This window comes from Rahnella perminowiae, from assembly GCF_019049755.1.
Taxonomy (GTDB): domain Bacteria; phylum Pseudomonadota; class Gammaproteobacteria; order Enterobacterales; family Enterobacteriaceae; genus Rahnella; species Rahnella perminowiae.
Genome location: NZ_JAFMOS010000639.1, coordinates 32,872 through 47,215 on the forward strand (window position 1 = coordinate 32,872; position 14,344 = coordinate 47,215).

Genomic DNA, 14,344 nt, shown 5'->3' on the forward strand with positions numbered 1-14,344 from the left:
CTTAACGGCCCTCTTTCTTAGCCAGACGCAGGATCATCATTTTCGACAGCGCCAGAACAATAAAGGTAATGACGAACAGGATCAGTCCCAGTTCCATCAGTGCAGAGGTGTGCAATCCGGCTTCCGCTTCGGCAAATTCGTTCGCCAGTGCGGAGGTAATACTGTTGCCCGGCGCGTACAGCGATGCGCTGTCGAGCTGGTAGGTGTTACCGATAATGAAGGTCACCGCCATGGTCTCGCCAAGTGCGCGTCCCAGGCCTAACATCACGCCACCAATCACACCATTTTTGGTGAACGGCAGCACGATGCGCCAGATCACCTCCCATGTGGTGCAACCAATGCCGTAAGCAGATTCTTTCATCATCACCGGCGTTTGTTCGAATACATCACGCATAACGGAAGCTATATACGGGATGATCATAATGGCGAGAATGACACCTGCCGCCAGAATACCGATACCGAAACCCGGGCCGGCAAACAGTTCGCCAACAATCGGGATACCGGAAAGCACGTCGCCCACCGGCGTCTGGAAATATTGCGCAAACAGCGGGGCGAAAACGAACAGACCCCACATGCCATAAACAATACTGGGGATAGCCGCCAGCAGTTCAATAGCAATCCCCAGCGGGCGCTTCATCCAGTTAGGTGCAAGCTCGGTGAGAAATAATGCGATGCCAAAGCTCACCGGAACAGCAATCAGCAGGGCAATAATGGAGGTTACAACCGTGCCATAAATCGGCACCAGTGCACCAAATTGTTGGTTCGGCGCATCCCAGGTTTTCGTCCACAGGAAGGATAATCCGAACTTTTCAATGCTCGGCAGAGAAGCAATAAACAGCGAGACGATAATGCCGCCCAGCATAAATAGCACTATCAGCGCTGCCAGTTTAACCAGCGCGCCGAAGATGATGTCACCGTTTTTGCCAGGTGCCTTGATAGCCGGCTTGTATTCAGCCATACCACTCTCTTTTAATTCAGATTTAATTCCCTCCCCGGCCGGAGAGGGAATGAAGCAGAGTTACTATACCCAAAATAATTGGAGTTGCACCAAGGCAGCAAGCAAGTGAATCCCGATGAGCTTACTCAAGTAAGTGATTCGGGTGAACGAGCGCAGCTAACGCCGGTGCAGCTTCAGGTATGACGGGTATTCCTAGTACAGTGCTTTACCGCTGCTGTCTTTGATGTTGGTCTTCCAGGCTGCACGGATCTGCTCTACAACAGAGGCTGGCAGTGCGGCATAGTCCAAATCAGTTGTCAGTTTGGTGCCATTTTTGTAGGCCCAGTCGAAGAACTTCAGCACTTCTGCGCCCTTCGCTGCATCTTGCTGATCTTTGTAAACCAGGATGAAAGTGGTGGAGCTGATTGGCCACGCATTATCACCTTTCTGATTGGTCAGGTCCTGAGCGAAGGTTTTGCTCCAGTCAGCGCCTTTAGCAGCTGCACTGAAGGAGGCTTCCGTCGGGCTGATAGCTTTGCCGTCTGCATCGACCAACTTGGTATAAGCCAGGTTATTTTGCTTAGCATAAGCATATTCAACGTAACCGATTGAACCTGGCAGACGCTGTACGAATGCGGCCACACCGTCATTGCCTTTGCCACCGAGACCCGTTGGCCAGTTCACCGTTGAACCTGCACCGATTTTGTCTTTCCACTCGCTGTTGACTTTCGCCAGATAGCTGGTGAATACGAACGAAGTACCGGAACCGTCAGCACGACGCACCACTGCGATGTTGGTGTCTGGCAATTTCACACCCGGGTTCAGCTTAGTGATCGCTGCGTCGTTCCACTTTTTGATTTTACCGAGGTAAATGTCACCCAGCGTTGCGCCATCGAGTGTCAGCTGACCAGATTTGATGCCAGGGATGTTAACAGCCAGCACCACGCCACCGATCACGGTAGGGAACTGGAACAGGCCATTTTTATTCAGATCTTCTTCTTTCATCGGTGCATCAGATGCGCCGAAATCAACGGTCTTGGCGATGATTTGTTTTACGCCGCCGGAAGAACCGATGCCCTGGTAGTTCACCTGAGTACCGGTTGCTTTCTGATATGCGTCAGCCCACTTAGCGTAGACAGGTGCGGGGAAGGTGCCGCCAGCGCCAGTCAGGTTAGTGGCAGCGAAAGCAGACATTGCTGTGAGGGAGAAAGTCGCTGCTACAAGACCGGCGACGGTGTTACGCATCAATTTCATGTTCCACTCCTGGTGGTTTTAAACTTCCCGACTGATGTCGACGTTAATTAAAGTGTTTGGCACAGGAGGAAAATAGGACAGTTTAGTGACAGTAAAATGTACGTTATATGACAGTTTTATGACACCGTTCACAATTCGAACCACCCGGGCAATATGAAGGTGTTTTAAGCGGGAAAAGCCGGTTATTACACCGGCAGATAATGAAAAACAGGTAAATTAACGCCCTTTTTTCTTACGACCAGGCTGGGCAAAACGCTTGCGGGATGCAGAATTAGCTTCAGGTTTTTCGGTATTTTTTGTTTTTGTGGCAGCCGGTTTTGTGACAACCGCTTTTTTAGCCTGAGTATGCTTTGCCTGCGTTTTTTTCGCCGGTTTATCTTCAGACGAGGAGTTTTCAATCAGCCTGAATAACTCGATCAATTCATCATCGGTTAAATCCCGCCATTCTCCCGGTGGAACACCTTTCAGGTTGATGTTCATAATACGCACGCGCTCAAGCTTAGTGACTTCATAACCGAAGTGCTTACACATACGGCGGATCTGTCGGTTAAGCCCCTGTACCAGCGTAATACGAAACACCATGGGTGCTTCTTTCTTTACTTTGCATTTCTTGGTCACCGTGCCAAGCATCGGCACGCCCGCGCCCATACCGGCAATAAACTCGTCTGTGATCGGCTTGTTGACGGTGACGATGTATTCTTTTTCGTGGTCGTTACCGGCACGCAGGATTTTGTTGACCAGATCACCGTGATTGGTCAGTAAAATCAGGCCCTGGGAATCTTTATCCAGACGGCCAATCGGGAAGACGCGTTTGCTGTGGTTAACGAAATCACGGATGTTGTCCCGCTCACCTTCTTCCATCGTGGTGATGATGCCGACAGGTTTGTTCAGCGCGATCAGTACCAGATCTTCTTCATCTCGCGGTTCGATAACCTGACCATTCACTTTCACCACATCGCCGGCAAATACCTGAGCGCCTACCGCGGCACGCCTGCCGTTAATAAAAACATTTCCCTGTTCGATGTAACGATCGGCATCGCGGCGCGAGCAAATTCCGCTCTCGCTGATGTATTTGTTAAGACGAATGGAGGAATTGGTCAGCATTCAGCGGGGTACCTTCAGAAAAACGCGAACTATACCTTATCCGGGGCGGGTTACGAAGCCTGAGAGGGGAGAATCGTGATCGGCTGCCGGGAAAGTGGGGAATCAGGCAAAAACATTCTGAAAATAGAAAAGCGCCCCGGGAGGCGCTTATATATCGCATAGCTGAAACCGGACAGTCTTATTCGACAGTCACAGATTTCGCCAGGTTACGTGGCTGGTCAACGTCGGTACCTTTAATCAGGGCAACGTAGTAGGACAGCAACTGTAGCGGAACGGTATAGAAAATAGGTGCGACAATTTCCTCAACGTGTGGCAGCTGGATAATCTTCATGCCTTCACTGTCGGTAAAACCGGCATCCTGATCGGCAAAGACATACAGCAAACCGCCACGGGCGCGCACTTCTTCGATATTCGATTTCAGTTTTTCCAGCAATTCGTTATTTGGTGCCACCACGATCACCGGCATATCTGCGTCAATCAGCGCCAGCGGACCATGCTTCAGCTCACCCGCCGCATAGGCTTCCGCGTGAATATAAGAAATCTCTTTCAGCTTCAGCGCACCTTCCATCGCAATCGGATACTGATCACCACGGCCGAGGAACAGAGCGTGATGTTTATCAGAAAAACCTTCGGCCAGCGTTTCGATGGTTTTATCCAGCGACAACATTTGTTCGATACGCGCAGGCAACGCCTGGAGCGCGTGAACAATATCGTGCTCAACTTGCGGATTCATCCCTTTCAGGCGCCCCATACGCGCCACCAGCATCAGCAGAACGGTCAGTTGTGTGGTGAACGCTTTGGTTGATGCCACGCCGATTTCGGTGCCTGCTTTGGTCATCAGCGCCAGATCGGATTCACGCACCAGTGAAGAACCGGCTACGTTACACACTGCCAGAGAACCGAGATAACCCAGCTCTTTTGACAAACGCAGCGCGGCCAGCGTATCTGCCGTTTCACCAGACTGAGAAAGCGTGATGATCAGGCTGCCCGGACGAACGGCAGATTTGCGATAGCGAAACTCTGAAGCGATCTCAACATCACAAGGCATGCCAGCCAGTGACTCAAACCAGTAACGCGCCACCATTCCCGAGTTATATGACGTGCCACAGGCGATAATCTGCACATGTTGAACACGCGATAAGATTTCGTCCGCTTTTTCGCCCAGCTCGCTGAGGTTCACTTCACCGTGGCTGAAACGCCCTTCCAGGGTGTTTTTGATTGCCAGCGGCTGTTCGTAGATCTCTTTTTGCATATAGTGACGGTATACGCCTTTATCACCAGCGTCGTACTGCACTTTAGATTCAATTTCTTCACGCTCAACGGCATGGCCGGTTTTATCATAAACGCTGACAGAACGGCGTTTAATTTCAGCCACATCCCCTTCTTCAAGGAACAGGAAGCGACGGGTCACAGGTAACAGTGCCAACTGGTCGGAAGCAATGAAGTTTTCCCCAACGCCACGACCAATCACCAGCGGGCTACCGGAACGGGCGGCCACCAGGACAGACGGGTCGCGCCTGTCCATCACCACAGTACCGTAAGCGCCACGCAGTTGCGGGATCACACGCTGTACGACTTCCAGCAGCGTACCGCCCTGAAGTTGTTCCCAATGCACCAGATGTGCGATCACTTCAGTATCCGTTTCAGAATCAAAACGGTAGCCGCGTTCAGTCAGTAATTCACGCAGAGGTTCGTGGTTTTCGATAATACCGTTATGCACGACGGCAATGTAATCAGATACATGCGGGTGAGCATTCGCTTCAGAAGGTTCGCCATGAGTGGCCCATCGCGTGTGAGCAATACCGGTGCCGCCCTGCAAAGGATGTTCGTCCAGTGCATCAGCCAGCATCTGGACTTTACCCAGACGACGTAAGCGGCCCATTTTTCCCGCAGCATCAATGACAGCCAGCCCGGCGGAGTCATAACCGCGGTATTCGAGACGACGTAAACCTTCCAACAGAATTTCAGCAATATCGCGTTGCGCTACTGCGCCTACAATTCCACACATCAGTTTTATTCCTAATGAAGGTCCTTTCGGGACCTTTTTTGATGCCTGACCTGATTTATCCACAAGCCCCGTTTTCCGGTGTACTTGCGGTTCCCCGAGCCTTGTAGAGAGTGGGGAATTATTATGAACAGCTTATTTTTTCTTTACCGGTTTCTGCCAGTCTGGTTTATGTAACTGAGGCACCCGGCTTAACACTAAACCTTTGTCCGGCACGTCGCGGGTGACCGTTGTACCGGCGGCGATGGTCACGTTATTCCCCACTGTCACGGGCGCGACCAGTTGAGAATCTGAACCTACAAAGACATCATTCCCGATGATGGTCTTATGCTTATTTACGCCGTCGTAGTTACAGGTAATGGTACCTGCGCCGATATTGACGTTATCCCCTATATCAGCATCGCCAAGATAGGAGAGATGGCCCGCTTTTGAGCCTTTGCCGAGACGCGCTTTTTTGATTTCAACGAAATTGCCAACATGCGCACCTTCTGCCAGTTCAGCGCCGGGACGCAGACGGGCAAAAGGCCCGACCGTACAGCCGCTTTCCAGCACTGCATCTTCGAATACGCTGTACGGACTGACTTCGCAATCGTCGCCGATAACGCAATTTTTCAGCACACAGCCTGCGCCGATCTTGACGCGGTCACCCAGTTTTACGTGACCTTCGATAATGACATTGGTATCTATCAGTACGTCGATACCGTGCGACAGTTCGCCACGCAGATCAAACCGCGCCGGATCCATCAGCATTACGCCTTCGAGCAACAGACGCTCTGCCTGTTCACTCTGATATACGCGTTCAAGACGGGACAGTTGCAGGCGGTTATTCACACCATCCACCTCACTGTTACGCGCCGGATGCACCGTCGCGATGATATGTCCTTCGGCGTGCGCCATCGCAATAATGTCAGTGATGTAGTATTCACCCTGCGCATTGTTGTTGCTCAGTTGGCTGAGCCAGCGTTTTAATGACGCGCCATTGGCGACCAGGATGCCGGTGTTAATTTCACGGATTTTCAGCTGTTCTTCGCTGGCATCTTTTTGCTCAATGATGCCGGTAACGATGCCATTCTCACGGACGATACGCCCATAGCCAGTGGGATCATCCAGCACCACCGTCAGTAAACCTATGCCACCTTCCGGTTTGGCTTGCAGTAAATTATTCAGCGTATCGACGGAAATCAGCGGAACATCGCCGTACAGCATCAGGATATCTTCGTCATCGGCAAAATAAGGCGCCGCCTGCTGCATCGCATGACCGGTCCCCAGTTGCTCTGCCTGCAATACCCAGTTCAGATCACTGCCCGCCAGATTTTTCTTCAATAAATCGCCACCGTGACCATAGACCAGATGCACGTTGCGCGCGCCGACCTGCGTAGCCGCATCAATAACGTGCTGGACCATTGGCTTGCCCGCCAAGGAATGAAGAACTTTTGGAAGGTTGGAATACATGCGTGTTCCCTTGCCCGCGGCAAGGATCACCACACTCAGTGTGCTGTTCGACATAGGTAACCTGACAAATCCAATTTGAGTGACAAATGTAATCCGTTCAATGGACGGATTACTACATATTTCGCTTCAAAAACCACCCGAAAGCCGCAGCCAGCAAGGGTTGAACACGACATAGACTACAGCAAAAAAACGGAGGGTAAAGCGTCCACTAATCGTCCAAGTATTCCACTAAAATCGAAAATTAACCTTGGGGAAATGACTGAAAATACGCTTTTTTAAAAACAAAAAAAAAGCGACCCGAAGGTCGCTTTTTAAACTGATTTAGTTACATCGCTTTTCTGGTTAGTTCGATAACGCGAAGTTTCGCGATCGCCTTAGCCAGTTCCGCTGACGCCTGAGCGTAATCAACGTCGCCGTGAGAACCACTAATGTGTTCTTCCGCTTTGCGCTTAGCTTCAAGCGCTCGCGCTTCGTCGAGGTCTTGCCCACGGATTGCAGTATCAGCCAACACGGTCGTTGCATTCGGTTGCACCTCAAGGATGCCGCCGGAAAGATAGATATACTCTTCTTCACCGTGTTCTTTAACAATGCGCACCATGCCAGGCTTGATGGCGGTGAGCAGCGGAGCATGCCCCGGGAAAATACCCAGTTCGCCTTCGCTACCCGTCACCTGGATCTTTTGTACCATGCCGGCAAACATACGTTTTTCCGCACTGACAACATCCAGATGGTAAGCTTTTTCAGCCATGTCATCCTCTCTCACAACAAGCTAGCGTTACAGTTTTTTGGCTTTTTCCACTGCTTCATCAATGGTGCCAACCATGTAGAACGCTTGTTCCGGCAGGTGATCGTAGTCGCCGTCCATAATGCCTTTGAAACCACGAATGGTATCTTTCAGCGATACGAACTTGCCCGGAGAACCGGTAAAGACTTCGGCCACGAAGAATGGCTGGGACAGGAAACGCTGAATTTTACGCGCACGGGATACAACCAGTTTGTCATCTTCTGACAACTCGTCCATACCCAGGATCGCGATGATGTCTTTCAGTTCCTGGTAACGTTGCAGAATAGACTGCACGCCACGAGCCACATCGTAGTGTTCCTGACCAACAACCAGTGGATCCAGCTGACGGCTGGTGGAATCCAGTGGGTCAACCGCCGGGTAAATACCCAGTGACGCGATCTGACGACTCAGAACCACGGTCGCATCTAAGTGAGCGAAGGTGGTAGCAGGTGATGGGTCAGTCAAGTCATCCGCAGGAACGTAAACGGCCTGTACGGAGGTGATGGAACCACTTTTGGTAGAGGTGATACGTTCTTGCAGAGCGCCCATCTCTTCCGCCAGCGTTGGCTGATAACCTACCGCCGATGGCATACGGCCCAGAAGTGCGGACACTTCGGTACCGGCCAGGGTGTAACGGTAAATGTTGTCAACGAACAGCAGTACGTCACGACCTTCATCACGGAATTTCTCCGCCATAGTCAGGCCGGTCAGTGCAACACGCAGACGGTTACCTGGTGGCTCATTCATCTGACCATACACCAGGGAAACTTTGTCGATAACGTTGGAGTCAGTCATTTCGTGGTAGAAGTCATTACCCTCACGAGTACGCTCACCCACGCCTGCAAACACAGAATAACCGGAGTGCTCGATCGCGATGTTACGGATCAGCTCCATCATGTTTACAGTTTTACCTACACCCGCACCACCGAACAGACCGACTTTACCGCCCTTAGCGAACGGACACATCAGGTCCATAACTTTGATACCGGTTTCCAGCAATTCCTGAGAGTTTGCCAGCTCTTCATAAGAAGGCGCAGCACGGTGAATCGCACGACGTTCTTCTTCGCCGATTGCACCTTTCATGTCGATTGGTTCACCCAATACGTTCATGATACGACCCAGAGTCGCTTTACCCACCGGTACTTCAATTGGGTGTTCCAGGTTGTTCACTTTCAGACCGCGACGCAGGCCGTCTGAGGTACCCATTGCGATACAACGAACAACGCCGCCGCCTAACTGTTGCTGTACTTCCAGCACCAGTTTGGAGGTACCGTTTTCTACCTCAAGAGCATTGTACACGTTCGGTACTGCATCCTGAGGGAACTCGACGTCCACCACGGCGCCGATTACCTGGATAATCTTTCCAGTAGCCATCTTGAATCCTCTACGTAATTCGTAAACCTAGCTTAAACCGCGGAGGCTCCCCCGACGATCTCGGTGAGTTCCTGAGTGATGCTGGCCTGACGAGCTTTGTTGTATACCAACTGCAGCTCTTTGATCAGGCTGCCGCCGTTATCGGTTGCGGCTTTCATCGCTACCATTCGCGCGGCCTGTTCGCTGGCCAGGTTTTCTACGACGCCCTGATAAACCTGGGATTCCACATAGCGACGCAGGAGAGTATCCAGCAGTGCTTTAGGGTCCGGCTCATACAGGTAATCCCAGGATTTTTTCGCCAGTTCGCCGTCTTCTGCAGGTGGCAGAGGCAACAACTGAACGATACGTGGTTCCTGGGACATGGTATTGACGAACTTATTGCTAACAACGCATAACTTGTCTAAACGACCTTCGTCGAAAGCCTGCAACATCACTTTCACCGGCCCGATCAGTTCTGACAGAGAAGGGTTATCCCCCATGCCAGTCACCTGAGCAACAACGTTGCCCCCAACGGAGCCGAAGAAAGAAGCTGCTTTGGAACCGATCAGTGCGAGATCAACTTCAACACCTTTTTCGGACCAGCCTTTCATCTCTGACAGCAGTTTCTTGAACAGGTTAATGTTCAGACCACCACAAAGACCACGGTCGGTAGACACCACCAGATACCCGACGCGCTTAATTTCACGCTCATCCAGGTACGGGTGCTTGTATTCCAGATTCCCAAGCGCAAGGTGACCAATCACTTCACGAATGGTTTCTGCATAAGGACGGCTGGCCGCCATGCGATCCTGCGTTTTACGCATTTTGGAGGCGGCGACCATTTCCATCGCTTTAGTGATCTTTTGCGTGTTTTGCACGCTGCTGATCTTACTACGTATCTCTTTTCCGCCGGCCATCTCTGCTTCTCCTCATTACCAAACGGCCTGCTGCTTATCTGCCAGAGGCAGGGCAGCAAGGCCGCGAGGTGTTACCAGGACTGGGTTGCTTTGAAGGTATCAAGGATATTTTTGAATTTACCCTCGATCTCATCGTTATACGCACCAGTTTGGTTGATTTGCTGCAGAAGCTCGCCGTGCTCACGGTCGGCGTAAGCCAACAGTGCCGCTTCGAAGCTACCGACTTTAGACAACTCAACGTCTTCCAGATAACCACGTTCTGCTGCGAAGATAATCAGAGACTGCGCAACGATTGACATCGGAGCGTATTGTTTCTGTTTCAGCAGCTCAGTCACTTTCTGACCGTGGTTCAGCTGTTTACGGGTTGCCTCATCCAGATCTGAAGCGAACTGCGAGAACGCAGCCAGCTCACGATACTGTGCCAGAGCGGTACGAATACCACCGGACAGTTTCTTCATGATCTTAGTCTGAGCAGCACCACCCACACGGGATACCGAAATACCCGGGTTAACCGCAGGACGAATACCGGCGTTGAACAGGTTAGATTCCAGGAAGATCTGACCATCAGTAATCGAAATTACGTTGGTCGGAACGAACGCGGAAACGTCGCCCGCTTGCGTTTCGATGATTGGAAGCGCAGTCAGGGAACCCGTTTTGCCTTTCACTTCACCCTTGGTGAATGCTTCAACATACTCGGCGTTTACACGCGCAGCACGTTCCAGCAGACGGGAGTGGAGATAGAAAACGTCGCCTGGGTAAGCTTCACGACCTGGTGGACGACGAAGCAACAGGGAGATCTGACGGTAAGCAACAGCCTGTTTAGACAGGTCATCATAAACGATCAGTGCGTCTTCACCGCGGTCACGGAAGTATTCACCCATTGCGCAACCGGAGTACGGTGCCAGGTATTGCAGTGCAGCAGATTCTGATGCAGTTGCAACAACAACGATGGTGTTTGCCAGTGCGCCGTGCTCTTCCAGTTTACGAACCACGTTAGAAATAGTGGACGCTTTCTGGCCGATAGCCACATAGATACATTTGATGCCGGAATCACGCTGGTTAATGATCGCATCGATCGCCAGAGCGGTTTTACCGGTTTGACGGTCGCCGATGACCAGTTCACGTTGACCACGACCGATTGGGATCATGGCATCAACGGACTTATAACCTGTCTGCACAGGTTCATCGACGGACTGACGTTCGATAACGCCAGGTGCGATCGCTTCAACAGCTGAGAAGCCGTCGTGCTCTACCGGACCTTTACCATCAATTGGCGCACCCAAGGTGTTAACAACGCGACCTAACAGGCCACGGCCAACAGGAACTTCCAGGATACGGCCAGTACATTTTACTTTCATACCTTCGGCGAGGTCAGCGTAAGGGCCCATTACAACGGCACCTACAGAGTCGCGCTCCAGGTTCAGGGCGATAGCGTAACGGTTACCCGGCAACGCAATCATTTCGCCTTGCATGACATCGGCTAAGCCGTGCACGCGGATGATCCCGTCACTGACGGAAACGATAGTACCTTCATTGTGAGCTTCGCTCACCACATTGAACTGAGCAATGCGCTGCTTGATCAGTTCGCTGATTTCGGTGGAATTCAGTTGCATGCTCCAGTCCCCTTAAGACTGCAAGACGTCTGCCAGGCGTTCCAGACGACTGCGAACGCTGCCATCAATCACCATATCACCTGCACGGATTACGACACCGGCAAGAACAGACTTGTCAATTTTGCAATTCAGCTTAACTTTGCGAGACAGACGTTTTTCCATCGCAGCGGCAATTTTTGCCTGCTGTTCTTCCGTAAGCGGATTTGCTGAAGTTACTTCAACTTCAGCAACAGCCTCAAGAGAGGCGCGCAGTTCAATAAACTGCTCCAGTACTTGCGGTAGAACGCGTAAACGTCCATTTTCAGCCATCACCTTAATCAGGTTTTGGCCTGCGTCGTCGAGTTCGTCACCACATACGGCAATAAACGTTTTAGACAAAGTTTCAGGCGCGCTAGCACCGGAAAGCAGTTCTTCGATTTGTTCATTGCGCGTGACTTCAGCCGTGAACGCTAACATGGACTGCCAGCGGTCTAAGCTTTGGTGCTCAACGGCAAAGTCAAAAGCTGCTTTGGCGTAGGGGCGAGCTACAGTTACAAATTCAGACATCAGCCCCTCCCTCCTTACAGTTCAGCGACCAGTTTATCAACGATGTCGCTGTTAGCAGCTTCATCCACGGAACGTTCGATGATCTTCTCGGCGCCAGCAATGGCCAAAATCCCGACTTGCTTACGCAACTCTTCACGGGCGCGTTGGCGTTCGGCGTCAATCTCTGCCTTGGCTTGCGTCACGATCTTGTTACGTTCCTGCTCGGCTTCAGCTTTTGCTTCGTCGACGATTTGGGCTTTACGCTTGTTCGCCTGATCGATGATTACCTGAGCTTCAGCTTTGGCTTTCTTCAGTTGGTCGGTCGCATCGGCTTGCGCTAAGTCCAGCTCTTTTTTTGCGCGTTCTGCGGAAGATAAACCTTCAGAAATTTCTTTCTGACGTTTTTCGATGGCAGCCATAATTGGCGGCCATACGTACTTCATGCAGAACACGACAAACAGGACGAACGCGATAGCCTGGCCGAGGATTGTTGCGTTAAGATTCACAGCACAATGCCTCTTTCAAAGTGAATTATTTGATGTAGTTCGATTAACAGTGAGCAAGCTCAATGTTAGGCGACAGCAAACATCACGTACAGACCCAGACCAACCGCAATCATTGGGATTGCATCGACCAGACCCATAACGATAAAGAACTGTGTACGCAACAGAGGGATCAGGTCAGGCTGACGTGCAGCACCTTCCAAGAATTTACCACCCAAGATGCCGATACCGATTGCAGCACCGATTGCCGCCAGGCCCATCATCACAGCGGCAGCCATGTACAGCAGATCCATACTCAGGTTTTCCATGACAGTCTCCAGTTTGTTTCAGTTAAAACGCAGTAGTGTTGAAAGAAAATCAGTGTTTTTCAGATGCCATCGAGAGATAGACGATCGTCAGAACCATGAAAATAAAGGCTTGCAGCGTAATGATCAGGATGTGGAAAATGGCCCAAGGCACATTCAGGATCCACTGTGACCACCACGGCAACAGGCCAGCAATAAGGATGAAGATCAACTCACCCGCATACATATTGCCAAACAGTCGCAGACCCAGTGAAACTGGTTTAGACAGCAGGCTGACACCTTCAAGAATCAGGTTAATCGGAATGAAAACCGGATGATTGAATGGCTGCATTGTCAGTTCTTTGATGAAACCGCCAAAGCCTTTCATCTTAATGCTATAGAAAAGAATCAGAATGAATACGCCAAGCGCCATGGACAACGTGATGTTCACGTCAGCCGTTGGAACCACACGCAACGCAGGCAGACCAAGCAATTTTTCACCGATAGTCGGCAGCAAATCAATTGGCAGCAAATCCATCAGGTTCATCATAAACACCCAGACGAAGACGGTCAGCGCGAGAGGTGCAATCACTTTGCTTTTGCCGTGATACATGTCACGCACGCTGCTGTCGACGAAACCAACGACCAGTTCAACTGCGGTTTGCAGCTTCCCCGGGACACCGCTGGTGGCGTTTTTGGCTACGCGATGGAAAATAACCAGAAAGAGTACTCCGAGGAACACGGAGAAAAACATCGAATCGATGTTAATCGACCAGAATCCCGTCCCGATCTGAAGCTGAGTCAGATGGTGACTGATATACTCTTGTGGAGTAGAGATTTCTCCTGATGCAGACATGATGCCTCTTACCCTTTAGTAGTTAAGTACGGTAACTGTTAATGACGGCCGGTGCCAAAATCTGAGTCATCAACACCGATAAATAGGCCAACCCCAACGGAGCAAAAGCCGCTTTAAACAGGCCAAGTGCGATAATCATTAAGATCACCGTAGCCAGCACCTTCAGCGCTTCTCCAATTGCAAAGGACCAGGCAACCCGTCCAGAGACCGTTGTTTGCGCCTGATGACGCCATGCAAACAGCATGAACAGTATATTTGGTAACCAAGCGGCCAACCCACCCATAAGAGCCGATAGGGTCCATTCCAGGCTTTTTAAACCAAATACTGCACTGAGCAGAACAAAGGTCAATAACTGCAGTATCAATAGCTTTCTGGCAACCTTCACACTCTGTGTACTGTGTAAAATACCGGATACAGACATGACGTTTGTTCTCTCCGTATCGAGTACCTAGCTGGAGGTATACTGAATGCCGTATATCACTGCCTTTACTGTTTTGAGTCAAGCAGCAAAAACCGAGCAAATTATACGGGGCACAGGAACGAATTCAATGGATAAGTAGCGAAAAGGTGAACAATTATTTAAATTTTCCTCTTCATCACTATTTTGCCAACCAAACTATAGCTGAATTTGCCCTTTTTACTTTGGTTCGGTTATTTCATCCCCCGACAAAGAAGCGTGCACTGGATCACATAATTAACGCTAATCCCTTTATATACCCAGCATGCTTTCAATGTCTTTAGCTAAACAGGCTTTTTA

The 14,344-nt window shown here is 50.8% G+C and carries 14 protein-coding genes; all 14 read right to left on the reverse strand.

From position 1 onward, the window contains the following. Position 1: 1 nt before the first annotated feature. The gene (gene pstC / locus J1785_RS24765) at positions 2-958 is read right to left on the reverse strand and encodes a phosphate ABC transporter permease PstC (RefSeq protein WP_129954123.1); all 957 of its coding nucleotides are present in this window, start codon (positions 956-958) and stop codon (positions 2-4) included. 192 nt (positions 959-1,150) lie between these two features. Continuing rightward, positions 1,151-2,191, reverse strand: a complete 1,041-nt coding sequence (pstS, locus tag J1785_RS24770) for a phosphate ABC transporter substrate-binding protein PstS (RefSeq protein ID WP_129954125.1) — start codon at positions 2,189-2,191, stop codon at positions 1,151-1,153. A gap of 216 nt (positions 2,192-2,407) precedes the next feature. Then, positions 2,408-3,295 (reverse strand): 23S rRNA pseudouridine(2604) synthase RluF, encoded by an 888-nt coding sequence (gene rluF, locus J1785_RS24775; RefSeq protein ID WP_217220957.1) that lies wholly within the window; start codon positions 3,293-3,295, stop codon positions 2,408-2,410. A 178-nt stretch (positions 3,296-3,473) separates the two neighbouring features. Further along, on the reverse strand, positions 3,474-5,303 hold the full coding sequence (glmS, locus tag J1785_RS24780) for a glutamine--fructose-6-phosphate transaminase (isomerizing) (RefSeq protein ID WP_217220958.1): 1,830 nt from the start codon (positions 5,301-5,303) through the stop codon (positions 3,474-3,476). A gap of 132 nt (positions 5,304-5,435) precedes the next feature. Continuing rightward, positions 5,436-6,806 (reverse strand): bifunctional UDP-N-acetylglucosamine diphosphorylase/glucosamine-1-phosphate N-acetyltransferase GlmU, encoded by a 1,371-nt coding sequence (gene glmU, locus J1785_RS24785; protein WP_129954131.1) that lies wholly within the window; start codon positions 6,804-6,806, stop codon positions 5,436-5,438. A 271-nt stretch (positions 6,807-7,077) separates the two neighbouring features. After that, the gene (locus J1785_RS24790; protein ID WP_101077831.1) at positions 7,078-7,500 is read right to left on the reverse strand and encodes a F0F1 ATP synthase subunit epsilon; all 423 of its coding nucleotides are present in this window, start codon (positions 7,498-7,500) and stop codon (positions 7,078-7,080) included. Between the two features lie 27 nt (positions 7,501-7,527). Further along, positions 7,528-8,910: a F0F1 ATP synthase subunit beta gene (atpD, locus tag J1785_RS24795; protein ID WP_013577684.1), complete on the reverse strand. Its 1,383-nt coding sequence runs from the start codon at positions 8,908-8,910 to the stop codon at positions 7,528-7,530. Between the two features lie 32 nt (positions 8,911-8,942). Beyond that, on the reverse strand, positions 8,943-9,806 hold the full coding sequence (gene atpG, locus J1785_RS24800) for a F0F1 ATP synthase subunit gamma (protein WP_013577683.1): 864 nt from the start codon (positions 9,804-9,806) through the stop codon (positions 8,943-8,945). A gap of 71 nt (positions 9,807-9,877) precedes the next feature. Continuing rightward, positions 9,878-11,419: a F0F1 ATP synthase subunit alpha gene (gene atpA, locus J1785_RS24805; RefSeq protein WP_013577682.1), complete on the reverse strand. Its 1,542-nt coding sequence runs from the start codon at positions 11,417-11,419 to the stop codon at positions 9,878-9,880. Between the two features lie 12 nt (positions 11,420-11,431). Then, positions 11,432-11,965, reverse strand: a complete 534-nt coding sequence (gene atpH, locus J1785_RS24810; protein WP_015699277.1) for a F0F1 ATP synthase subunit delta — start codon at positions 11,963-11,965, stop codon at positions 11,432-11,434. A gap of 14 nt (positions 11,966-11,979) precedes the next feature. Next, positions 11,980-12,450: a F0F1 ATP synthase subunit B gene (gene atpF, locus J1785_RS24815; RefSeq protein ID WP_120133800.1), complete on the reverse strand. Its 471-nt coding sequence runs from the start codon at positions 12,448-12,450 to the stop codon at positions 11,980-11,982. Positions 12,451-12,515: 65 nt separating this feature from the next. Then, the gene (gene atpE / locus J1785_RS24820) at positions 12,516-12,755 is read right to left on the reverse strand and encodes a F0F1 ATP synthase subunit C (RefSeq protein ID WP_004093904.1); all 240 of its coding nucleotides are present in this window, start codon (positions 12,753-12,755) and stop codon (positions 12,516-12,518) included. 49 nt (positions 12,756-12,804) lie between these two features. Next, complete coding sequence (gene atpB, locus J1785_RS24825; RefSeq protein WP_129954133.1) at positions 12,805-13,587, reverse strand: F0F1 ATP synthase subunit A; 783 nt, start codon at positions 13,585-13,587, stop codon at positions 12,805-12,807. 22 nt (positions 13,588-13,609) lie between these two features. Beyond that, positions 13,610-14,008 (reverse strand): F0F1 ATP synthase subunit I, encoded by a 399-nt coding sequence (atpI, locus tag J1785_RS24830; protein ID WP_129954135.1) that lies wholly within the window; start codon positions 14,006-14,008, stop codon positions 13,610-13,612. Positions 14,009-14,344 lie beyond the last annotated feature (336 nt).